At 47.0% G+C, this 24,444-nt stretch carries 14 protein-coding genes and 1 pseudogene; 10 read left to right on the top strand and 5 right to left on the bottom strand.

Translation table 11 applies throughout. The features are described 5' to 3' along the window. The first annotated feature begins 37 nt into the window (after positions 1-37). Positions 38-1,003 (top strand): alpha/beta fold hydrolase, encoded by a 966-nt coding sequence (locus AC50X8_RS29905; protein ID WP_494883197.1) that lies wholly within the window; start codon positions 38-40, stop codon positions 1,001-1,003. Between the two features lie 274 nt (positions 1,004-1,277). Further along, a complete protein-coding gene (locus tag AC50X8_RS29900; protein ID WP_494883270.1) occupies positions 1,278-2,657 on the top strand; it encodes an FAD-binding oxidoreductase in 1,380 nt (459 codons plus the stop codon). A 14-nt stretch (positions 2,658-2,671) separates the two neighbouring features. Here the strand turns inward: AC50X8_RS29900 and AC50X8_RS29895 are convergent, their stop codons facing one another. Continuing rightward, positions 2,672-2,848 (bottom strand): hypothetical protein, encoded by a 177-nt coding sequence (locus tag AC50X8_RS29895; protein WP_494883195.1) that lies wholly within the window; start codon positions 2,846-2,848, stop codon positions 2,672-2,674. A 168-nt stretch (positions 2,849-3,016) separates the two neighbouring features. Between AC50X8_RS29895 and AC50X8_RS29890 the strand changes: the two genes are divergently transcribed. Further along, complete coding sequence (locus tag AC50X8_RS29890; protein WP_494883193.1) at positions 3,017-3,586, top strand: hypothetical protein; 570 nt, start codon at positions 3,017-3,019, stop codon at positions 3,584-3,586. A gap of 223 nt (positions 3,587-3,809) precedes the next feature. Here the strand turns inward: AC50X8_RS29890 and AC50X8_RS29885 are convergent, their stop codons facing one another. Together AC50X8_RS29885 and AC50X8_RS29880 are read right to left on the bottom strand one after the other, a co-directional pair. Further along, complete coding sequence (locus AC50X8_RS29885; protein WP_494883191.1) at positions 3,810-4,700, bottom strand: hypothetical protein; 891 nt, start codon at positions 4,698-4,700, stop codon at positions 3,810-3,812. Positions 4,701-5,197: 497 nt separating this feature from the next. Beyond that, complete coding sequence (locus tag AC50X8_RS29880; RefSeq protein ID WP_494861413.1) at positions 5,198-6,163, bottom strand: helix-turn-helix transcriptional regulator; 966 nt, start codon at positions 6,161-6,163, stop codon at positions 5,198-5,200. A 106-nt stretch (positions 6,164-6,269) separates the two neighbouring features. Between AC50X8_RS29880 and AC50X8_RS29875 the strand changes: the two genes are divergently transcribed. The 4 genes and pseudogenes from AC50X8_RS29875 (at position 6,270) to AC50X8_RS29860 (ending at position 15,008) form a co-directional block, all read left to right on the top strand. Further along, complete coding sequence (locus AC50X8_RS29875; protein WP_056036206.1) at positions 6,270-6,749, top strand: GyrI-like domain-containing protein; 480 nt, start codon at positions 6,270-6,272, stop codon at positions 6,747-6,749. Between the two features lie 23 nt (positions 6,750-6,772). Next, a pseudogene (locus AC50X8_RS29870) lies at positions 6,773-7,235 on the top strand (DUF8821 family protein). Between the two features lie 869 nt (positions 7,236-8,104). Continuing rightward, positions 8,105-14,212, top strand: coding sequence for a DUF7601 domain-containing protein (locus tag AC50X8_RS29865; protein ID WP_494883189.1), 6,108 nt, complete (start codon positions 8,105-8,107; stop codon positions 14,210-14,212). A gap of 19 nt (positions 14,213-14,231) precedes the next feature. Continuing rightward, positions 14,232-15,008: a class B sortase gene (locus AC50X8_RS29860; RefSeq protein WP_494883187.1), complete on the top strand. Its 777-nt coding sequence runs from the start codon at positions 14,232-14,234 to the stop codon at positions 15,006-15,008. 199 nt (positions 15,009-15,207) lie between these two features. Here the strand turns inward: AC50X8_RS29860 and AC50X8_RS29855 are convergent, their stop codons facing one another. Beyond that, a complete protein-coding gene (locus AC50X8_RS29855; RefSeq protein WP_235533170.1) occupies positions 15,208-15,354 on the bottom strand; it encodes a hypothetical protein in 147 nt (48 codons plus the stop codon). A gap of 75 nt (positions 15,355-15,429) precedes the next feature. Here AC50X8_RS29855 and AC50X8_RS29850 point away from each other — a divergent pair, with 75 nt between their 5' ends. Next, on the top strand, positions 15,430-18,516 hold the full coding sequence (locus AC50X8_RS29850; RefSeq protein WP_494883185.1) for a hybrid sensor histidine kinase/response regulator: 3,087 nt from the start codon (positions 15,430-15,432) through the stop codon (positions 18,514-18,516). A gap of 197 nt (positions 18,517-18,713) precedes the next feature. On the opposite strand, the gene AC50X8_RS29845 is transcribed toward AC50X8_RS29850, so the two are convergent. Beyond that, complete coding sequence (locus tag AC50X8_RS29845; RefSeq protein WP_494883183.1) at positions 18,714-19,847, bottom strand: response regulator; 1,134 nt, start codon at positions 19,845-19,847, stop codon at positions 18,714-18,716. A gap of 349 nt (positions 19,848-20,196) precedes the next feature. Here AC50X8_RS29845 and AC50X8_RS29840 point away from each other — a divergent pair, with 349 nt between their 5' ends. Both AC50X8_RS29840 and AC50X8_RS29835 read left to right on the top strand, forming a co-directional pair. Continuing rightward, complete coding sequence (locus tag AC50X8_RS29840; RefSeq protein WP_494883181.1) at positions 20,197-23,616, top strand: S-layer homology domain-containing protein; 3,420 nt, start codon at positions 20,197-20,199, stop codon at positions 23,614-23,616. Between the two features lie 156 nt (positions 23,617-23,772). Beyond that, complete coding sequence (locus AC50X8_RS29835; protein ID WP_494861400.1) at positions 23,773-24,237, top strand: DUF8821 family protein; 465 nt, start codon at positions 23,773-23,775, stop codon at positions 24,235-24,237. Positions 24,238-24,444 lie beyond the last annotated feature (207 nt).

Raw genomic sequence — 24,444 nt, 5'->3', positions numbered from 1 at the left:
TTATACTACATGTATCACAAGAAGGAGGTTTTGATTAATGTTTAATCCAACCGATTTTCCCAATCCCACCCTTATTTCAGTCAACGGTGTGGAACTCGAAGTTTTTGAAGCAGGCCGACAAAATGCCGGAAAACCCATAGTCCTATGTCACGGCTGGCCAGAGCATGCCTTTTCTTGGCGTCATCAGATGGTCGCTCTTGCCGCAGCGGGCTACCATGTCATCGTCCCAAACCAGCGGGGTTACGGCAACTCATCCCGTCCGACCGAAGTAACAGACTATGACATTGAACACTTGTCAGGTGATCTCATCGCACTACTCGATCACTACGGTTACGAAGACGCCACCTTTGTCGGTCATGATTGGGGTGCAATGGTCGTTTGGGGACTGACCTTATTGCATCCAAACCGTGTAAGCAAAGTGATAAATCTGAGCTTGCCTTACCAAGAGCGCGGAGAAAAACCCTGGATCGAGTTCATGGAAGAAATACTTGGCGGCGACTTCTATTTCGTCCACTTCAATCGACAGCCAGGCGTCGCGGACGCCGTATTCGAAGACAATACGTTCCGGTTCCTTCGCAACCTGTACAGGAAGAACGAGCCCCCCACAGAGCCTCAGCCAGGTATGGCGTTGATCAAACTCGCCAGAGCAGAAACACCACTGGGTGAGCCCTTGATGAGCGACAGCGAACTGGCCGTTCTCGTCTCTGCTTTTGAAACATCAGGGTTCACGGGCAGCATAAATTGGTACAGGAACCTTGACCGCAACTGGCGCTTATTGGCGGAGGTGAACCCAATCATTCAACAGCCGACTCTCATGATCTACGGCGACCGGGATGCGGTTCAAAAGTCAGAAAACTTGACAAAGTTCGTGCTCAATGCGGAAGTGGTCAATCTGGATTGCGGTCATTGGATCCAGCAAGAAAAGCCGGAAGAAACAAACCAAGCGATTTTGAGATGGCTGAAACAGCAGGATGCCAAGGTAAATAAGTGCATTTCGTCATAATTCACTTCAATTTAATTAATATCCCTTGGTAAGGAATTCGGTGAGTTATTGAGTTCAAGTGTTTGATGTTCATTAGATGTACTAGAAGGGCTATCCCCACAAGGGATGGCCTAAAAAACTTGCCGTTACAGACAGCGCGGAGAACCATACCATAAGTGACGGCGATTTGAACTATTTTACGATACAAACAGGGCGTTTGCCGCTACTAGGTCAAGTATCCCTACATAAGCTGATGAGAAAGGCTAATGCCATGAACAGGGATGGTGTAAAGTGGATGACACAAAACCGGAAAAAGAGAGGTACACGATTAACAGGGCGGCTCGTATTTCCGGGCAATCCGTCATATAATGCCGCCAGAATGGAGTTCAATAGGCGATTTTCCAAATTTCCAAAGGTCATTGTTTTTTGCAGACGAACTCAGGATGTGATCAACGCAGTCAAATGGGCTCGTGAGCATGGTGTACGGCTGCGAGTACGCAGCGGGCGGCACAGCTATGAAGGTTTCTCGGCTGTAAATGGCGGTATTATTATCGATGTAAGCGAGATGAATAAGGTTAAGGTTGATCGAAAAAATAGGGTGGCCATAGTACAGACGGGAAATCCACTTGCCCGAGTGTACAAAAAGCTGTGGAATAAGCGTGTGGCACTTCCGGCTGGGACAGCGCCCGACGTAGGCGTAGCCGGGCTTACCCTGGGAGGCGGTATTGGACTTCTGTCCCGCAAATATGGACTTACGTGCGATAACTTGAAACAAGTGAAGATGGTCGTAGCTTCGGGGCGGTATGGAGCAAAGACGATTGTGGCAAACAAGAGGAAACATTCCGATCTATTGTGGGCATCACGAGGCGGCGGGGGAGGAAACTTTGGCGTTGCTACAGCCTATACTTTTCGGGTTAGACCCATTTCAACGGTTTCTATATACAGCGTCACTTGGAAATGGGGCGATTTGGAGAAGGTGTTGCCGGTTTGGCAGCACTGGGCCCCATCTGTCACGAATCGCTTAACCTCAACCATTGAGGTGGCTGCCAAGAAGGTGGGAACGATTGAATCTACCGGGCAATTACTTGGCGGTGCAGAGGAACTGCGTCGATTGATTAGACCGCTCTTGCGAGCAGGCACTCCGGTGAAGGTGCTGGTGAAGACAGTGCCTTTTATTGAAGCAACCAAATTTTTTGCCGAATCGGACCTGAATTTGGAGCCGAAATTTAAAATAAGCGGGGCTTATGGGCTTCAACCTTTGCCTTGTGAAGGAGTGCGAATTATACGTGATTTTTTATCCAAAGCACCCAACAAGCATTCTACCGTGTGGAGTCAAAGCTTAGGTGGTTCAGGAAGCGCGGTGAGTCGAGTATCGCCTACTGCAACCGCCTATCCTCATCGAAAAGCTGAGACCATCTACGAACTGTCAGCACGCTGGAGGAACAACGGGGAGCAGAAGCGGAATATTCAGTGGGTGAAAAGGTTCCGCAGAGCGTTACGTCCCTTTGTTAAGGGGGATTATGTGAACTTCCCCGATTTACAGATTAAGAACTGGCCCAAGGCGTATTATGGCGTGAACTTTGGCAGATTGAAGCAGGTGAAACGAAAGTACGATCCACATAATGTATTTCGTTTTGCTCAGAGTATTCCAGTGGGTAAACGGGTCAGAAAATGATACTCGCACCAGAACTAATTGAAGCAAAGGAGCTGACGGCGGCAGCTCCTTTCGCATTTTTCGCCAATAGCCCCATTAAGCTGAACCGTATCATAAATAAGGGCAAGCTCTTTTTGTAGCGGAGCGCCGCAGGGAAGCACTTCCGCGCGATGCAAAATGACAATGTCCGGCCCTGTTTTAATGATTCTCAATCTATATACCTCCTGAAAAGGGGGCTTGGCTCTAGTTCACGATTATGATATATGTACCAAAAACTGCTTGAATCGGTTTCAAGCTAAAGGGTAGATCATTGCAACATTCCACCTGTTTAAGAAGTCAATAAGAATGTATAAAAAACATCATGAGAGCAGGTGAGAAAATTGAAACTTCGTTTACTCACGTTAATATTTTTTTTCACTACCGTATTTTTTGTTTCAAATGGACAACAGGCTAAAGCTTTGTCCTGTGCTGAAGTGGGAAGTCCCAAAGAAGCATTAGAGATATATAGTGGAGCCGTTTACGGTGAAGTTAAGCAAATAAAGGTTGACTTGAAGCAAGAGGGGTTTACGGGGACAAAAGAAAAAATTAGATATCTTATAGTAGAAGTTGAACGAAGTTGGAATATTGAAGTTGACTCTCAAATCATTGTCGCAACTGACTACAATTGGGGTTTTGAATTCAGGGAAGGCAAAAAATACTTAATATACGTTAGCGAAGTGGATGGCGAATTAAGCAGTAGTCCGTGCAGTTCGACAATCGAAATGAATAACCTGAGCCAAGCAACTGAACTATTCGGTGAAGGAGTTCAACCAAAACAACAAGTAAACTTAGAACACAAGATGTGGTTTATGTTTGAACAAGATATCGATTTGTATATCGTAGTTGCAATAGCAATAATACTTGCGGTGATTATAGTCTTTTTCGTAAGGGCAAGAAAGAAAAAGTTCTAAGTGTAATCTTGTTGCGTATGAGTACGATATTTGAATAAAGCGAGAAAAAGAAAGGGCTATTTCAGAGGATGGTCCTAAATCTTGCTGTTACAGATAGCGCGGAGAGCCATATTACAAGTAACGGCGAAAAATTAAGAATTAGCCCTGCAATTAAAGTGAAACGAGGGAGATATGGAATAAAATCATACCCTTCCAATGATGGCAGCTGTTCAGGGCCGCAAAATCAACCGTCCGACGGGGCGTACTTCTCTACGTCCGGCTCGAATGCCGCTCCACTCGCCAGGTCCAGCTCCACGTGGGTGGTTCCGCGACCGTCGGTCAGCACGATCATTCGCGACCCGACGAGGGGAACGCGGTCGGCGCTGGTGCGCATGTGTGCTGAGACGACACGGGGAGCACCATCAACGATATAATTTACCTCAACCGTGAACAACGGGAAATTAAAGAGCCAACTGTTAGTAAAATTCACGGCGGTCAACGTCCCGGTGCATGACGAACCCTCCACGCGGAGTCGCTCGATGTCCGCCTGACGCCGCCGGGCATGGGAGATAGAGCCGGGCAACCGCAGAAGCGTAATGGCGGCCCAGAGGGCGAAGCTAGCTCCGACGACTGCTCCGAGCTCTAGCGGGATCGTCGGCGATGTCGCTAGAGCCTCGAGGTCAAAGGGGCGCGACAGGTCGCTTGTCAGCGTCCAGAGCAGGAGGACTCCCGCTACAACTACGAGCCCTCCTGTTACCGATAGCGTCGCGAATAGGCCGGCCACCCTGGTCTGTCCGAACTGCTCAATCGATCGCGAGTACACTCCGCCGGTCGTACCTATCGCGACGAACAACAGCAAAACGGCGACGCCGACTGTGACCGGATGACCGAGGAGCATGCTGATTGCCGGTGTCGGCGCCATGCCGAGCAATGCACCGAACGGCACGGAGCCTGTCAGCGACCACAGTGCAGCAGCTGTAAGCAGCCACGGCATTAACGGAGCCGCGCGTCCGACGCGACGTCCCGGCCGGAGCATAGTCATCCGTCCGTTCTTATCCGAGGTGGAAAACAGCGGCAGCGTCTCGAAATGTTCTTGCTGCCCGTGCTTCTGCTGACCCTCCGCAGCATCCCTCATTGGCATCGCCCTCCCGAGAAAGCTACTCGCACCCAGAGCGGCGGAGGGGGATTCCCCGCGACGCGGCCGGGATGATCAACTATAAAATGGGGGAGCTTCTTCTCCTTTTCTTCCTCATTATTGAACGTTTTATTGTAGGTATAGTGATATTCTAGGTGCCGTAATAGAAAGTTTAACTTCCTACTATCTTTGTACTCAGCCATACATACCTTCACCTCCAATATTTCTTATCTATATTTTACCACTATAAGGTTGCCCACTGTAAGTACCCCAAGTCGACATGCATTTCAAAAATGCCTAACCATACGATCGGTTAGGGTTATTCGATGTGAATAAAGAAAACAACACGTAGTGCGCTATGCACTCGTGTTGTTTCATTGTTAGATGGAGCTTGCGTTCAGCAAAATTTTTCCCCGTCCAGGTCTTGCTTCGCTTTTCTCCAGCGCTTTATCCGCTTGGCTTAACGGGAATATGGAAACAAGGTATTATTATGGTTTTCAACGGTTTCCTAAAACATCCACCCTCTCCTGCAAAATCTCCAAAACCTCTTTCGGCACCTTCCTAACCTTGATGTCACCCCCTAGAAAAAGCAGCCAATTTGTTATTTCAGCCAATTCCTCCGCATGATGAACATTGATAAATGTTTTTAGAACAGCTGTAGTTTGATAAGGATTTGTGTATGAAATGGAAATATGTAAGGGATAGTATTTTTTGTACTGGGCAATCGCCTTTGGACCGAGTTCGAGGACCAGGTTGATGGCTTCTTCCTGCTTGCTTAGTTGTTCGACAATCATCTTCTTGCTTATTCTTTTTTTCTCAGGGTATGGTTTGACATCGGTGAGATTGTCGACAGGAATGATCCGCCTCTTTTCCTCATCTAAGTCAAAGCCTTCAATTTGCCATGAGCTTTTTTCACGATATAGATGCATGAGGTAAATGGGATAAGACTTTAGTTCTCTTCCTTCTTCGACGGAAACCACTAAATAGCTGTCAATAAGAAGAATTTGGATGAGTTGTTCTAAAGTAGGATGGGGCAGATCTGTCAGATCAAGCAGGTCGGGATTGTGGGGGTTGGTTCCTTCGAACAGCAAAATTTGATTTAACAGAACAAGATCATCCTGCTGGTTTTTCGGGATGAGGCCGAGTATTTTTTCCGCTAAAGATTGGCGACTCTTAAGATAGGGGAGTTGTTGGTTTCTTGTGGCCATAAAGGCAATAAAAAGAGCTTTAATTTCATTATCGGTAAAGCGGACAGTGGGTAGGACAGAGTTACTCATGACAAAATAACCCCCGTCCCTCCCGACTTCGGCGACAAGCGGCATTCCCATCGCCTCAATTTCTCTGACATCTCTAATCGCCGTCGAACGAGAGATGTTGAATTCTCGCATGATTTCAGAAATAGTAAAGTGGGCGCGGTTGTTGATGTACCGCATGATGATGTTAATCCGTTCAACTTTTTTCATGTGTCCCTCTAAACAGTATCATATTTTGACATGATTTATAGCTATTATAAACGTATCAAGTGAAAAAACAAATTATTTAGTTCATTCAAAAAAAGGAGTGTTGATCATGGCAGTGTATACCCTTGAGGAAAAAGAAAGCTTTATCGTTCTAGGTATTGGCACGGAGTTGAAGAGCGATTACACAGATTATGCCGGCATGAATAAGGAAAAGGAAAACTTTTGGCGGGCAGTGGAGCAGGATGGAAGGCTTAACGCTTTAAAGGCCATTGCCATGAATGACTACATTTTTGCCGTGAACGAAGCTGTAAATCACAAAATGATGTATTATGCTGGTGTCATGACAGAAGCATCGGTACCGGAAGAGCACAGAGTTATTCAATTTCCGAAGGGGCAATACCTCGTCGTTAAAGGCGAAGGAAATACGGCCGAAGAGATGAGCAATAAGCTTACAGGTATTGCCTTTGGTCAAGTCTTGCCAGAAGCCCAAATTTTTGCCTATGTTGGTGGACCCAATGCAACGGTTGAGATGGGGCAGCGAGACGGCCTCGTCTATGGTGAAATATGGATTCCTGTTGTTAGAAAATAAACGAATTCATTGGAGAGATGAGAATGTCCTATATCGTTAATTTCAAAAATGTATCTACGGCGGGATTAGAGTCTTCACCTGTAGCAGAAGCGCTAGCTGGTTTACGTGCTAATGAAGCCCGCTACTTTATGAACAAATACAAACATGAATTTACGATCGTACCCGCAAGCGAAAGTCAGGAAAACCTTGAGTATGTGAACCGCATTTTGAAAGAGCGTGATATTGCGTTTACGGCCAAACCTTTTAGAAACGTCGCGTTTTCAAGTGGAAAATATCCAATTTACCTACGTCTTTTATGAGGATGGTCTTGGCATTAATGTCATGTATACGGTTGATGACCCTAAGAAGCGGGCCGTTGGTTTTAAGCTTGCTGAGGGGATGGAGGTACCAAAGGAGTTGGAAGGGAAGTTTAAGTTTGCTAGGCAGAAGTCTAAACTAGCTGGAACCATTCGGGGCTCGTTTTTTGTAATTAAAGGACAATATTAAAGTAAGTAAAAGCGTAAGCGGGCAGATTTGAGACTACTAAGCTTACTTGTTTTTGATATTGCAAGGGGCTCATTGCAGTAACTTCTTTAAAATGAGTGTGCAAGGAAGATGCGCTCATGCTAGCAGTTGTTGCTAGCTAGCTCATCAATACGCAGAGGCTTAGCGTAATCTCGGTTAATGAGAGTAATCACTTTAGCAATCCGTTGGGCATTACTGCCAATTACAGCGAACTGTAGGACGGAAGCCCTCTGTTCATCTTTTAAAATCGTCCGGTAATCGGCAAATGTACGGAGGCAACCATTTTATCCCGGTGCTTTCCGTACCAGCTTCCTAACCAAAGAATCATTGGTAATCTCTTCAAATCGAGCTCGGGATATTCGGCATCACGATTCCCTACCTGCACAAGAGCAGCCTGCTCGTCAAGATTCGGACCAGTGACAATTGACCGACGTATCTCCTCGCAGCATAGCCACAGACGAGTCCTGCGCCATTACCGGCAGGCTCGTTTTGCTTTTTACAGTACCGTTTCCGAACACCCTCTAATGGAATAAAATTTCTAGAAAAACACAATAAATCACACATTCTCCACACCCCGAACTATGCATATAAAGGAAAAAACTCACACGAGGAATAGGCCAAATTTTTTTTGGTTTCTCAAAATTAATGCGATGTTAGGAAGCCATAATTGCGATCTATATTTAACGCTTTGAAGTCTGTCAGTGGTTGATTTTTATTGAAATTTAAAAGGAGAAGGAAATTATATACATTGTAGAGATTTTGTAGAGTCCAGGTTTTTAAACTAGGAAAGAAAGTGTCGAAATTTGGGTGGAAGTATATCAGTAGTTTCGGGAATGGAGGAGAAATGTGTCTTGAAACGTAAACGCAGCATAGGTAAAGCAATACTCTCTTTCTGCCTGGCAATTATGCTTGTCTTGCAGACGGTGGCATTCTCTGTCCCTGCATATGCGGAGAGCGCGCCGAGTGCGGACGAACCGCAATCAGTAACTGAGGCAGTGTACGATGTGCCGAACAATTCCATAATGATGGCGGCAGCCGTGACGGACAAAACGGTGGTGTTCATGGATGCTAATTCAACCTTTCCGCTGAAGGTGACGCAGGGAGCTGAAATTGCTCCAGGCGGTACAATTCAGGGCCGACAGGCATTTACCCTCAAATCAGAGGGCCTCAAGGTGCCGGTAAAGGGGGATTATGCAAATACGCCGGATGAAAATGACACGACCAAGTACATTCAGAAGGGAGACTCGATCGAGCTAAACAGGGATCCCTACTTCAAGGAAGTGGTGCTGCCAACAGCAACCAAATCCTTGATGGCCACAACTGATTTTGGAGTGAAACAGCTTGGCACCGCTTATTTCACCCCAAATAGCATCAAGATTGTATTTAATGGCGACGATTGGTTTTTCAATGGTGTTGGAAAAGCGGTTACCTTCGGCTTTGAAACCACTGCCAATTCGGATGTAACGGGCATAAATTACGGCGATACAAAGCCTATCTCGATTTTCGGGGGAGCGTATGAGCTAAAGAACCCTGATGTTACGCCGGCGTACAGCATTAGCTTGACAGGAAACAACTGGCCAAAGAATGGGAGCTGGACTTGGTGGTATGTGACCGTGCCAGCCTATCAGGATGGTTATCTGACCATCCAGTCTACTCCATCCTCCTTTGATGTGCTTGATGCAGCAATCAAGCTGCCACTAGATGGGATGACTTTCTATACGAAGCCTGCCGATTACCGAATGGTCTATGTACCGGGCTCCTTCAAGGTAAACGGCACTACGGTAGAGCCAACCATAGATGCTGATGGCGGGCTGAGCTACATCTTCCCAGCGGGAACTGGTGTGGACCCGAAGGTTGAGTATCAAGCATGGTTCAATAAGGATTTGTTTTATAAAGAGTATCGGGGCGTGGGGCTTGATCCCGGTCGATCTAATGGACAGCGTTTTGATCCAAAAGTTGAACTGAGGGATGAGAGTGCTGCTGTAAAAGCCAGCGCAGTACGGGAAACGTGGGTAGCACCCGACTGGATTCAAGCCTCGGCTTCATATGACCATCCAAATGAAACGATTACATGGAAAGTAACAGTTAACCAATATAACAAAAAAGGGTTAAAGGACTTTTCTATAACCAATGTATTACCTGCTGGGCTGGAATTTGAATCGGCTGCATGGAAGACAACGGTAGATGGCACTGTATCTGAAGAAACACAAATTACACCAGATTCAAACGGAGTTTATTCCTTTGGGGATATTAACGGTAAAGTAGAATTAGTAATTAAGAGCAAGGTGAAAAGCGGTTCCAGCTTCAGAATCGATCCTCGTGCCAACTGGAATTTGGATACACCAAATGGCATACAGAACAACGATGTAATGACTGGCACAAGACCTAACGCAGTGACTGACGAGGCAATTGTCACCATTGGGGCGCACACTTTTACAAAAACAGGCGCTATTACGATGGAGGATTATAACCTGGGCAGTATCACATGGACCGTTAATCTAACGCCACAGTATGCTTTGCCAAATGCTGCGGTATACGATGTGCTGGTGCATGGCGGAGATTTGAACGTCTTGGACAACGCTGTGGATGAAACGGGCGAAGTGAGTGCGGAAACGATTGCGAAAATCAAAGGAAACGTCAATTCTGCGCAGCTTTGGAAGCAATACCAGTCGGGAACTTTGAAGACCAATGCAAATAGCCTGACCATGAAAAATATTCCTTTGACCGTGGACGGTAAAGTGGTGGCTGATTTGATCAAGGTGACCGGTTATACCGAAGTAGCTTCATCCTTCAGCTTCCGTACCCTTGAGACCAACACAGACATCCTCTTCAGACAGGATATTAACGCAGGGAAAACAATCTGGAATCGGGCTTTGCTCATTGACGGCGAAACCGTAAAACAAGCGCAAAACAGCGCCAACCTTCACCTGCGTATGCTGAACAAGGATATGCTTACGGCATCCTATCCTATTAAGGGGGATGGGACGGCTGACACATGGTATACTCCGAACAACGTTCAACGCTATATCGGTTATGACAGCTCATCAAGCGGCGATGCATACACCTTAGCTGGTTATGACCGAATAACTAAGACGGTCACCTTCCGCCTAAGCATCAATATGCCGGGCTACAACACAGTCGAAATGGCGAAAGACGGCGGAAGTCGGGTTATCACCGATGTTAAGCTGGTGGACACCTTGCCCGAGGGTTGGGAGTTCGTTCCTTTTGGAGAGGGAAAGGACTATGAGCTTTATAAGGGCTACTCGGATAATGTCAGCGGCACTGGCTATGGGGTCCGAAACAACGCCGTGTCAATCATTGAGCCAAACAGTCCTGCTCATGTGGCGAGTTTCTCCCATAGCGGCAATGAAGGCACCTTTACCTTCTCCAAGTTGGAAAGCCCTTATGTCATTCTGGTTAAGGCAAGACCTTCCAATACGGCTCTAGAGAAATATTTAGAGGAGTACACCACCAACGGCACAGACAAGCAGGTGCTGTATAACAAAGCCGACCTACATATGACATGGGGCGGAGAAGAGAAGGTTCTCACCGAACAGCGCAAAGTTATTGTACCTATTCAGACTCTGGGCAAATCGGTAACTAAGCCAGTTCCAGGGGTGCTGGAATGGACGGTAAACTATACCCCGCCATTCAACATGGAGCAGGGTGTTTATTTACAGGATACCCTAGGTGCAGGTATGAATCTGCGCTATGAAGTAAACGGAAAGCTTGTGCTGACAGCGCCTAGTATGGCAGTCTATCCTGCTAAACTGACTGCCGGCGGTGCTCTTGAACGAGACGGTGCTGCACTGAATCTCAGCGACCCGAATTCAGAAGTTCAGGTGGAGGCCGGGCCAGGTGAGGGCGGCACCACGGTTCTATTATTTAAAATGGACGACCCTAATAAGTTTTACCAGTTTGTGTACCAAACCGAGGTTGATCCTTCTAAAGCGAATGCTGGCGATAAAATGGGCAACGAGGTAAAGCTGATGGGCGATGATAAGCTGAAATCTGTCAGTGCCAAAAGTGAAAGCACGCTGGACAGTTCAGACGTGGCCGGCAGTTCAAGCTCCAATGCCCTGCTGCCCCTGAAAAAGGTAGATCCCGACAACAATCCGCTAAAAGACGTAGAGTTTACGCTCTATAAGAAAGGCGACGGAACTCAAGTCGCTAAAGGAACAACCGATAGCGGAGGAAAACTTAATCTGCTATTCCCAGATCCAGGGTATTATGAGCTGAAGGAAACTTATATTGACACAACGACATGGTTGCCAACTACGAGAATTTATCAGGTTTACGTCGGGAATACGCCTGGAAAGCCCATCTGGGTAGACGGTGTGAAAGTAACCTCTGATAATCCGTTGGTCGTGCCTACGCCAGCGCAAGGAAAGCTGACCATCAGCAATAAGGTGGAAGGAAACGGCAGCGACTCTTCCAAGAATTTTGAATACACCGTGAACTTCACCGGCGAAGGCAAGGACGGAGAGTACGCCTATCAGAAGTCGGATAATACGTCTGGCACGATTAAGAGTGGAGACAAGATTACCCTCAAGGACGGAGAATCTCTGACGCTCCCTACATTGCCTGCGGATCTGGTCTATACCATAACGGAGGCCGATTATACGACCGTTGACGGTTATACCATCACGCCGGATACGAGAGAGCTGTCCGGAACAATCGTGAATAAAGGCGACCACAAGGTGGACTTCATCAATGAGCGAACCGTTAACAAGCTGACCGTCAGCAATACGGTCATGGGCAACGGCGGCGACAAGACGAAGGAGTTCGAGTACACCGTCATCTTTGAGGATACAGGCAAGGATGGAAGCTACTCTTACTTGAAGTCGGGCGGTGGCACAGGGACGATCAAGTCCCGTGATACCTTCAGGCTCAAGGATGGAGAGACACTGGATATTTTGGATCTGCCTAAGGGTCTGAAATATACCATTACCCAGAAGGAATACACAGCCGACGAATACGTGACCATTCCTGAGGAACGGTATTATACCGGAATCGTGGAGGGCAAAGATGAAGCTGCCCCGTTTACGAACTTGCGAGTCTTGAAGGGCGGCCTACTAATCAGCAACACGGTTAAAGGCAAAGACGAAGACAAACAGAAGCCGTTCAAGTACACGGTCACCTTCACAGGCGAAGGAGAGAGCGAATCCTACTCCTATGAGAAGTCAGACGGCAGCAAGGGCACAATTAAGAGCGGAGAGACCTTCGAGCTTGCAGATGGCCAGACGCTCGTTGTGCAAGGACTTCCGACAGATCTCCAGTATAAGGTGACCCAAGATGATTATACGAATGACGGCTATGTGACGGATCCCGAAAGTCTCGTTCGCACAGGCACCATTCCGGAGAAAAAAGTGGCCGAAGCACACTTTGTCAATACCCGCCCGTATCTGGAAGGCGTACTGCGTGACAACAACACAGGAGAAGCCATTCCGAATGCGCCCATTACAGTGACCGATCTGAAGACAGGCAAGGAGCTTCAGGTGGAGACGAATGAGAAGGGTGAATATTCGGTCCCAGTCACAGCGGATACCGACTATACGATCACATATACGAAGAGGTATCAGGTAGGCGGGAAGGATGTCCCTGTCGAGTTCACGCAAAAAGCAAATGTGGACGGCAGCGTGACCGGCGAGACCGTTCCGGCGGACATTACGGCGGTAGGGATCGTTCTGTTCAAGCAGCCGGATGGAGCGAAAGAGCTATTTAACGATTCGTTTACCAGCCATATGCATATCTATTTGAAGGATCAGCACGGCAATTATATTATGGAGAACGGTCGTCCCAAGGCATTCCCAATGGCTTTGAACGGAACTTTCTCCGTGGAAGGGCTAAGCGAGCAGAAGTACACAATGGAAGTTCGTTATAAAGCTGAGACCGGCGAGGAACTGCTCCTCAAAGTGACGCAACTGGACGTGAAGGCTAACGGAGAGTTGAATATTTCCGAGGAATTGGTCGACCCTTACGGTACGGTTTATGATGAAACGACAGGAAATGCCACCACTGGCAAGAAAATTGATGGAGCCAAAGTTACATTGTATTATGCGGATACGCAGCGGAATAGAGATAACGGCCGCATTCCGGATACGAAAGTAACGCTTCCTCAGGTTCCGAATTTTCCGCCGCACGACAATGAGAGCCCGGAGCAGGATAGCGACGCAAATGGCTTCTATGCTTACATGGTGTTTCCTGAAGCGGATTACTATCTGATCGTAACGAAGGACGGATACGAAACGCACAGGAGTGATACGATTTCTGTCGATTTTGACATTGTAAAATACGATGTGCCAATGAAGCCGATCAGTTCCGGCGGCAACGGTAACGGCGGAACCGGCGGCAACGGTAACGGCGGAACCGACAATGGTAACGGCGGAACCGACAACGGTAACAACGGAACCGACAACGGTAACGGCGGAACCGGCAACGGCAACGGCGGAACCGACAACGGCAACGGCGGAACCGACAACGGTAACAACGGAACCGACAACGGTAACGGCGGAACCGGCAACGGCAACGGCGGAACCGACAACGGCAACGGCGGAACCGACAACGGCAACGGCGGAACCGACAACGGCAACGGCGGAACCGACAACGGCAACGGCGGAACCGACAACGGTAACGGCGGAACCGACAACGGTAACGGCGGAACCGACAACGGTAACAGCGGAACCGACAACGGCAACAGCGGAACCGACAACGGTAACAACGGAACCGACAACGGTAACAACGGAACCGACAACGGTAACAGCGGAACCGGCAACGGTAACGGCGGAACCGGCAACGGTAACAATGAAATCGGCAACGGTAACAACGAGCTGGACGATGCTCCGATGACTGGAGACAACAGCGTACCGCCAATCTTCTATATGGCTTTGGCGCTGATGTCCTTGATGACGATCGGGTTCTGTCTACTCGGTAACAAGAAGAAAAAGCACATCCAGTGACCGGAAAGGCGGTAAGAAAATGAGCAAAACTAAAAAAATTCTTATCGCCGTTTCCTTCCTTGTGTTGGTATTTTCTCTCGTTAGTGCTGCGAGAACTCTCCTGCGGGATTATGCTGAGCAGCAGAAAATCGAAGAGCTGACAAAAGTTTGGGAGGAAGGTTCGGATAAATTCGGAGGGGATGCATTCCCCTCCTTTTTGTTCAATAAGGCGAATGAGCCGGTCATGCTTCCCGAATTTCGAGAGCTTTACGAGAGGAACTCGGACATCGTCGGCTGGCTGAAGATTGACGGCACCCGAATTGAGTACCCAGTCATGCAGAATCTACAGGATGCCGAGTACTATCTCAATCATGACTTCGATAAAAAGGAAAACAAAGGCGGCCTCCCATTTTTGGACGCGCATAGCCGGACTAACGGTTCGGACATTTTGCTGATTCATGGACATCACATGAAAAGCGGCTGGATGTTTAAAGATTTAATGAAGTACAAGAACGAAAGCTTTTATAAAGAGCATGCTACGTTCCAGTTCAGCACGCTTTACGAACAGGAAGAGTATGAGATAGTTGCCGTTATTCTTTCAAAAGTTTATCGCAAATCGGACGACGTTTTTAAATACTACCAGATTGAGAATGTAAGTACGCCCGCCGAGTTCGATTCGTATGTTCAGAACATCAATGAACTCGCTCTTTATGACACTGGAGTAACAGCCCGGTATGGCGACAAGCTTATTGTGCTGTCCACGTGCGAGTACTCGACCGAAAACGGCCGGTTAGCGGTGGTTGCCCGAAAGCGTTAATGACGATATTGAAACACGAAATCAAACTGCTTCATATCGCGTTCTCCACTTGGAGGACGCGATTTTTTTGCCTCCGAAACTCTGTGGTATTATATCCTTGTCCTTAAAATGCCCCTGTATCTTTCGCCGAATAGAACGACGGGTAAATCGGTCGATATTGTAATTCCTTTCTTATACGTGTTGTATCAACGATCATGTCCTATGGATAATAATCCTGATGCAGTGCTTCCGACAAAATTTCGCTATTATGAAGCTGAAGCAACTCTGCAACGGAAATCGGCGCATCGTCGAGGGCATTGTAGATACGACCATCAATACCCGGTATGGAAGCTGTGATTATCAGCATATGTTCCATTTTTCAAGATTTAATAGTTATCATCAAAGGGATTTCCTGGTTTTTGTCGAAATAGGTTGGATTATGATGACAAAACGAAAAGCGGTCCTTATTACAGGGTCATTCTTTATCACCTTAATCCTGATTCGAATCATTTGGGCATTTCTTCTGACGTCGCCGGATCACCCTCATGCGGTTCGGGGCGAGTTGGATTTGCGCGGTTTCGACTTCACCAATGATCGCACGATTACATTAGACGGAGAGTGGGAGTTTTATCCCGGCAAATTTGTGAAACAAGGCGAGTCGAACACACTCTCATCCCGAGAAGGGAGGATGTTCATCCCGGTTCCCGGAAAGTGGGACTCGTTATTATCCGCGAACAACTCGCCATATGGCTATGGCTCTTATCGTCTGCGCGTCAAGGTGGACCTGGATAACGAACTAACCTATGGCATCCGCGTTCCGAATGTGGCTACATCGTCCGAGCTATACGTAAACGGTCGTCTATTGGCGAAAGATGGGCAACCAGCAAAGAACAAACAGCAGTATACAGCCCGAAGCACGCCCTATACCGCTATTTTCAAGGCCGATACTGACGAAATTGATATTGTCGTACATGCCGCGAATTATGACAACAGCATAAGAGGCGGTGTGACTGGATCGATCAAGTTCGGCAGTGAACGAGCGGTGAAAAAAGAAGTAGGGTTTTCCGTTAACATGCAGATAGTCGTAGTTGTCGTTCTGATGATTCATGCCTTGTATGCCTTGATTCTTTACGTGATCGGAACACGGAATAAATCTTTGATCAACTTTTTTATGCTCGTTGTTAGTACTATTGTCATGACACTGCTCGACGACGATAAACTTTTGCTGGCATGGCTGCCGGCCCTCAGCTACGAGTGGTCCATTAAACTCATCCTTCTGTCCTTTATTGGAGTAGGCGCCTTCCTGCTGCAGTTTGCCAAAAGTCTCTTGCCGGAGCATGAGGAGAACAGGGTGTTCCGATGGTTCCCCTTGCTCTGCGTGATTGCTACACTGGCGATTGTACTATTGCCAGCGGGATATGGGCTGAGCGCATTGGCTGTATACTACACCATAGATTTAATAGCTTGTTTGTACTTTCTGATGTTCTCGCTGCGTACAGCCCTGATAAGCGATAAGAATGCCATTTATTTGGTCTTTGGTCTAACCTGCATTTTGACTAATATCATTGGGGGTTATCTTAAGGGTCTGCTCGCTATGGGTTATTACCCGATTGACTTGATCGTTGCGTTCCTCGCTTTTGCGTCTTTCTGGTTCAAACGCTATTTCCACGTTACCACCCAAACGGCGAAGCTCGCCGAGAAGCTGCAGAAAGTGGACAAGCTGAAAGACGATTTCCTGGCAAACACATCCCATGAATTGCGGAATCCGCTGCATGGCATACTTAACATCGCCCAGACCGTTCTGGATACCGGAATTAACGATAAAGACGACAAAAACAGAGAGAACATGAAGCTGCTTATTTCCGTAGGCAAGCGAATGTCATACATGCTTAACGATCTGCTGGACATGAGACGACTTCAGGAGAATGGGATCCGCCTGCACATAGGGAGTGTCCGCGTTCAGGGAGTCGCATCCGGTGTAACCGATATGCTTCGTTTCTTGACGGAAGGCAAGCCGGTTCGTATCGTCAACGACATTCCGGTCAACTTCCCTAGTGTCATGGCCGATGAAAACCGGCTTACGCAAATTTTGTTCAACCTGCTTCACAATGCGGTGAAATATACAGATCAAGGACAAATCACAATAAAGGCTGAGGTGAAGGACGGTAAGGCGAATATTGTCGTCGCCGACACCGGCATGGGGATAGATCTGAAGACACAGCAAAGGATGTTTGCTCCTTACGAGCAGGGGGACTCTGGCATAACGGCGATTGGAAATGGGCTCGGGCTCGGGTTAAGTATATGCAAGCAGCTGGTGGAGCTGCATGGAAGCATGTTGGAGGTTAGCTCCATTCCGGGCCAAGGTTCAGTATTCAGCTTAGCCTTGCCGTTCTCCGATGTATCGAGCAGGCAAAGCGAGACTGCAATGATTGCACCGGTAACGGCCGTTTATGCAGAAGCGGCCGTTACTGTTTCCTCGGGACCTCGCGTTGACATTACCAAACTGGAGTCGGCGGCCGATGCTGATTGGCCAAACATTCTGGTCATAGACGATGATGCCGTCAATTTAAATATACTGAGCAATCTCCTTGCTTCGGAAAAGTATACCGTCGTCACAGCTGTAAGTGGATCTGAAGCGCTTGCCATTTTGGATACCAGAGAATGGGACTTGATCATTACCGACATTATGATGCCCCATATGTCGGGGTATGAATTGTCCCGCTTTATTCGTGAGCGATTTTCCATTTCGGAGCTACCCATCTTGCTCCTGACCGCTCGTAGCAGACCGGAAGATATAGATATCGGATTCTTGTCTGGCGCCAACGATTACGTAACGAAGCCGGTTGATGCGATGGAATTGAAGTCCAGGGTGCGGGCATTGACTGAATTGAGGCAATCGGTGCGTGAAAGGCTGCGCATGGAAGCAGCCTGGCTTCAGGCGCAAATCCAACCACATTTTCTTTACAATACGCTCAATTCAATAGCCGCTCTCAGCGAAATCGATAATGATAAAATGAGCGCTTTGCTTGAAGCATTCGGCCACTACTTGCGGGCAAGCTTCGATTTTCGGAATTTGGAACGGCTCGTTTCACTTGACCAGGAGCTTGGTCTTGTCCGCTCATATCTGTATATCGAAAAGGAACGTTTTGAGGATAGATTAAACATTCGCTGGGAGGTCGACTCAAGGCTTCATTTGCAAGTCCCCCCGCTCAGCATCCAGCCTCTTGTCGAAAACGCAATACGACACGGCCTACTAAGTCGTGATGAAGGTGGAGAGATTCATATCCGAATTACTGAAAAAGAACATGATGCGGAAATTTCGGTTGCAGATAACGGTTTAGGTATGGATGAGGAAACGGTGAGGCGTATCCTGGACAGTCGGCTGGAAGGAAGGGCGGGAATCGGCTTGTTCAATACGGATCGGCGATTGAAACAAATATACGGCAAAGGACTGCAAATCCGAAGTGTTCCGAATCAAGGCACAATTGTCAGTTTTGTAGTTCCAAAAATTGGTAGAAAAAAGGCTTAGCCTAAATCCGTAAATGAACCAAACATAAATATAAGAACACTCGCGCTTACACTTGCGTTATCAATAGGATTTAATAAGTCCCACCACCGTTCGTTCAATCCCTTGGTACAACGATCGGACGAACGGTTTTTTTGTCAACCGACTCCATGCAGCCCAGGTAACGCGCTTGATTTCAGGTACAGATTGCGTCCAATCGTCTAATGGTGCACCACGCTTTTATCTGACTTTTTCCATCGTGTATACCATTCCAATATGCCAATACTGGGATCGGTCGCTACTTCTTGTTTCAATATTCGAACTATAAATTCATATTGTTTATGAACAGAATCGGCGTCACTCAGCCGAGCATATATATTCATAAGCGTGAGGTAACTATCTTCATTCAGAGGATCCTGCTTTTGTATTTGATGATAAACCCCAAGCGCTTCCATATTCATGTCGTTAGAACAATAGAATTGCCCCAACTGCTGGGCATGTTGCAACCATAGTCCCTTGAGCCTTTGGCGTTCGCTCTCCGCCCACACATAATGATCCTCTTCGTAAAAATTAGCGCGATACATATCGAGCAATCGCTGATGTTCAGGGGCCTGCTCAATGGACACAGGGTTTAATCGGCGAAGCTCTTGTTCCCATTCCTCCGCATCGATTAGCAGCTGTTTCGACTCAAGGACATATCCGTACTGAGAATATCGGATGGATATATAGCCTTCTCCGAACGTATTCTTCCATAAGCTCCGAATCCGATTAATACTTGTCTGCAGGTTGGCGAGCCCTTTGCGTTCGTCCAATTCCGGCCACAGCAGCTCCAGCAAGGCGTTCTTGCTAATGAGTTTCCCGCGATGATGCAGTAAGTAGGCAAACAACTCTTTCGCTTTCGTCGTTCTCCACTTCAGGAACTCCATTTCCCCGTTTGGCTTCCGGATTTGCATGGCACCCAAGCAATGGTACAACAAACCTTCTTCCGGAGACTCCAATTTATGCTCAACAACGCGCTCCCGTAGACGCTGTATGGTTCGGCTCACGCGTTCGCGTCTTAACGGCTTCATTAAGTAATCGGTCGCATCCAGTTCGAATGCCTCAATCGCGTATTCGTCATAGGCTGTCACATAGATGATTTTCGTGTCCGGCGAGACAGAACGTATTCTCTCGGTTGCTCTCAAACCATTCAATCCCGGCATATGAATATCCAGAAAGACGGCGTCGGGTTTGAATTCGCCAATATGATTGATCGCCAACTCTGCCTTCGAAAAGGAGCCGATTACTTGGCAATCGTGAAATTCCCCCAGCATTTTTTCCAACCTGACTAACGCCAGCCGCTCATCGTCTATCAACATGACCTTCATTCGTACGCAGCCCCCAATCGTCGAACATTGAATCCATATTTCTGATGCTATATCTATATCGGTAAGAAACGATATCTATTTAATAAGGAAATGGTTGGATTTTTGGTCCGAAGTTGAGAGCAGGCTCACTTCCGTCAAATCTATTATTTGTGGTTAGAGTTTGGTTAGAAGTTTTGTCTATAATGTGGTTTATAGAAAACCGCTCATTACGGTCTCTCTCCGCTATTTGTTTAGTTGAACTCAGAACGGGGTGTTGCGACATGACAAGATAGCGTTATAATCATCTGACCATGGCGGGGAGAATTTCAATACTTTCATTAGGAGGAAAGAACCAAAGATGAAATTAAAAAATCGAAGCATGTTATCTTTTCTAATGGCAATCGTTATGGTGTTGACGACGATGCCTTTTTATCCGTTAGAGGCAAGAGCGGCGGATACACCAACATTTGATCTTGGTACTCCTGTTCGATTATCCGAATCAACCTATCAGCTATCCAATGCTACATTTGGAGGACTTGATGAAGAGAGCGGATACTTTATTGTGACTGTAAATAATGGCACAATTACTGTTGGAACTCTTTCAAGCGGTATTACCGAGTTGACGAATGGCATAAACATTAGTGGCGTTATTACTGACGAATCTACACCTACAAATAGAGTATTCAATTTTTCAAGCGGTACAACTAATGAAGAAATTCAAGCCATTATTCGAAATCTGACATTTACACAAAATTCAGGTCAAACCCAAAGTGTAACAGTAAATGTAGCGCCAGGAGAACCATTGAACGATGGAAAAACATCTGTACGTACCTACAATGGACGTCATTTTGTATATGTGGCAAGACAGAATACCATGGGTTTTAAAGATGCTGTGGATATTGCAACAAACAATCACGGACATCTTGTAGAGCCGACAGCAGACAATCCTGGTGAAATGTTTGTGATTGCCAGTATGTTTAAAGAATTTAAAAGTCAAAGTCCCTGGGCGGGGGATGGAGGGATTTGGCATTTTTTAAGCTTTATAGGCGCTACTAAAACTCAAGGACCTAATTGGGACACTTCTGTTTATAGCGAAACAAGGTATGTAACAAACCCGAATCAGCAAACAGGTCTGGAAGCAACTCTTCTGCCAAATGGAATCCCTACCCATCTTACACTTATGCTAGACAAAGATGATACTAAAATAGGATACTTACCCGTAAATAATACACACGGTGTTACTAGCCAATATAAAGATCCAGGAGTTATCGTTGAGTATGATTCTGGTGTCATTAACGTCATCACTGCCACAAAAGATGTTGCAAGCTTTTCAAGCGGTATCAAGAGTGTAACGTCAGCAGTTTATTCCGTTTATAACGGTTCCGGCACAATCATTGGAACCCCTCTTGACGTAAGTACGGTGATGAGCGTTACCGATCTGGACGGGAACCCGGTTACAGGATATAAAGCATATGATCAAAACGGCAATGAAATTATGGCCGATTCACACGGGTGGTATCCAAGCAACGGAAACCCAATTGTCTTTCAACCTTTAATGCCTGGTGGTACTTACAAAGTTGCCGCTTCGACGACATTTAATGCAAGTACAACAACTCCAGGTACGGTTACTGAGACGCAAAGTATTACATTGCCGACAGTAAATGATAACGTTGCAGTAGGAAAAGATTCGGTAAATCCCGGTAAAACAACAATTACTGTAAACCCTTCATCGACTCTGGTTAAATATGCTATAGCTGATGCACAAGGCAATGTGGTCAGTGATTGGAAAACAGGTACGGGTTCAGATTTAACCTTTTATAACCTTGACCCTGGGACCACCTATCAAATTGTGACAGTTCCTGAAGATATGATCGGTGAGCCTCCTACAACAGACTTAAGTGGCACGAGAGTTACAACACCGGAATATTCGGTAATGGGAGGCACCGTGTCGATCAGGGGTACAGCCCAGATTGGTCAAACGTTGACGGCCGATCTATCGGGTATCAACTATACGCCGGACACGACGGAAGACGCGACGATGTACCAGTGGTATCGCGACGGAGTCGCCATTCCGGGAGCGGAGAGTGCCAGCTACGCGTTAACTGAAGACGATATCGGCAAGGCTATTACCGTGAAGGTTATAGCTGATGGCACGCATGCGACTGGCAGTGTAGCAAGCGAGGCTACGGCACCGGTCGCGAAAGTGGATGGTCCACCGGCACCTAGCGTTCCGGTAGAGGATAGTAAGACCGCAACGAGCATCACGTTGCAGGCCGTTGACGGCCAGGAGTACAGCAAGGATGGCGGCTTAACGTGGCAAAGCAGCCCGACGTTCATTGGACTGACGCCGGATACGGAGTATTCGTTTGTAACGCGAGTGAAAGCAACAGTGACACAAAGCGCGTCCACCATCAGCGCGTCCGCCAAGATTCGCACGTCGGCTTCAACATCAAATGGAAACAATAGCGGAACTGGTGGCGGAAGCACGACGACTCCAATAACACCTACAAAGCCGGATGAGTCGGGAATCCAAACCTCTGTGAACGACAAGGAGGGCACGTTTGCAACCGGCAAAACGTCAACTTTAGAAGACCGTACGACAACGTCGGTTCAAGTTGATCTGAACAAGCTGAACGAGTCCCTGGCACAAGGCAACGGACAGAAACTTGTAATCCACTCACCTAAAAATGGCGATCTTAAAGTAGACGGATTAACGGCAGGAACTGTGAAAACATTGGCTGATAAAAAGGCAAACCTCGAAATCAGCAATGAGCTGGCAATCTATCCTGTTCCTGGCGGAAAGATGGACCTTGACTCGGTGTCCAAGCAATTGGGGAACCCCGCATTAAACGATATAGCTGTTCAAATCAACATCTCCCGTTCAGCGGATGCATTGATTCAGAGCGCTAAGAATAAAGCGACAGCGCAAGGTTACCAACTGCTGGTTAACCCGGTTGATCTCGACTTGACCTTCACGAATAGCGGTAAGACGAAAAGATCTGAGCAACTGAGTGGATATGCGCCTAAGTACATCGCTCTTCCGGAAGGTATCGATCCGAACCGTATCACGACAGGTGTCGTTGTTAATTCGGACGGAAGTGTATTCCATGTGCCGACGGTTTTAGCGAAAATCAATGGCCGTTATTACGCACAAATTAACGACTTGCGCAGCCATGGTTCCTATTCGGTCATCTGGAATCCGCGAGATTTCGACGATGTGAAGAACCATTGGGGCAAAATGGACACGAACAATGTTGCAGCAAGACTTGATCTTGAAGGAACGGGCAACAATTCGTTTTCGCCGAACCGCAATGTTACGCGCTCGGAATTTGCTGACATTGTTGTATTGGGTCTGGGCTTAATGCGTCAGGATGCACCGCAAAATATTTTCCCGGATGTTACGGATTCAGCATGGTACGGTGCTTCCGTAGCCATTGCGAATGAGTTCGGGATCGTTCGCGGCTACAACGATGGAAGCTTCTACGGCAATCAGGAAATTACTAGAGAACAGGGATTTTCGATGATTGCCCGTGCATACCGTATGATAGACTCAGGAGCCGCGTTGAGTGAAGAACAAGCAGCTTCGGCACTGGCTGGATACAAGGATGCGCCTGACGTATCTGCTTGGGCAAAAGCAGATGTTGCCCAACTGATCGCAGCGGAAATTATTCAAGGTAATGGACCAGAGGTTCTCAGTCCGAAAGCACCAATGACGCGTGCGGAGGTCACGGCATTAATTGCAAGAATGTTGAAAATAACGGACATTATTGATAAGTAATCTTGTAGATCGAACAACCTTTGCTTACATTTAAAGTGAGCAAAGGTTGTTTTTATGCTTAATACATCTATTTTTGCCGATAGATCCGTTTAGCTGAACTGTTTCATAAATAACAGCAAGTTTTTTGGAAATAATAAAATAAAAGGAGAGATGGAAATGTCCTATATCGTTGATTTTAAAAATGTATCTACAGTTGGTTTAGAGTCTTCACCTGTAGTAGAAGCACTGGCTGGATTACGTGCTAATGAAGCCCGTTATTTCATGAACAAATACAAGCATGAATTTACGGTTGTACAAGCTGGTGAAAGCCAAGAGACTCTTGAATATGTGAACCGGATTTTGAAAGAAGAACGTGATATTGAATTTGCGGCCAAACCTTTAGAAACGTCGCAGTTTCAAGTGGAAAATATCAAATTTGCCTATGTCTTTTATGAGGATGGTCTTGCAATCAACGTCATGTATACGGTTGATGACCCTAAGAAGCGGGCCGTTGGTTTTAAGCTTTCTGAGGGGATGGAGATACCAAAGGAGCTAGAAGAGAAGTTTAAGTTTGCCAGACAGAAGTCTAAACTAGCTGGTACCATTCGGGGCTCATTTTTTGTAATTAAAAAAGAATATTAAAATAAGCAAAACCGCAATTTGAAGGGGTCTATCCACTTATTCTGCTTGCAAAAAATACGAGATCAAAGAAAGGGCCATCCCGCAAAGGATGGCCCTCAGATTGTCGAGAAACCCTACGTCTTGTTCCAAGACGCTTGGGTTTCTCTTTATTTTGGGGATCCAAACGAAGCTAAAGGAGGAGGATTCCCCTATTGCGTCCTCCTTTCA

It is taken from the genome of Paenibacillus sp. JT22N15, from assembly GCF_059383755.1.
Note: the sequence above shows the minus strand (reverse complement) of the source record. Positions and strands in the feature narration are given on the sequence as shown.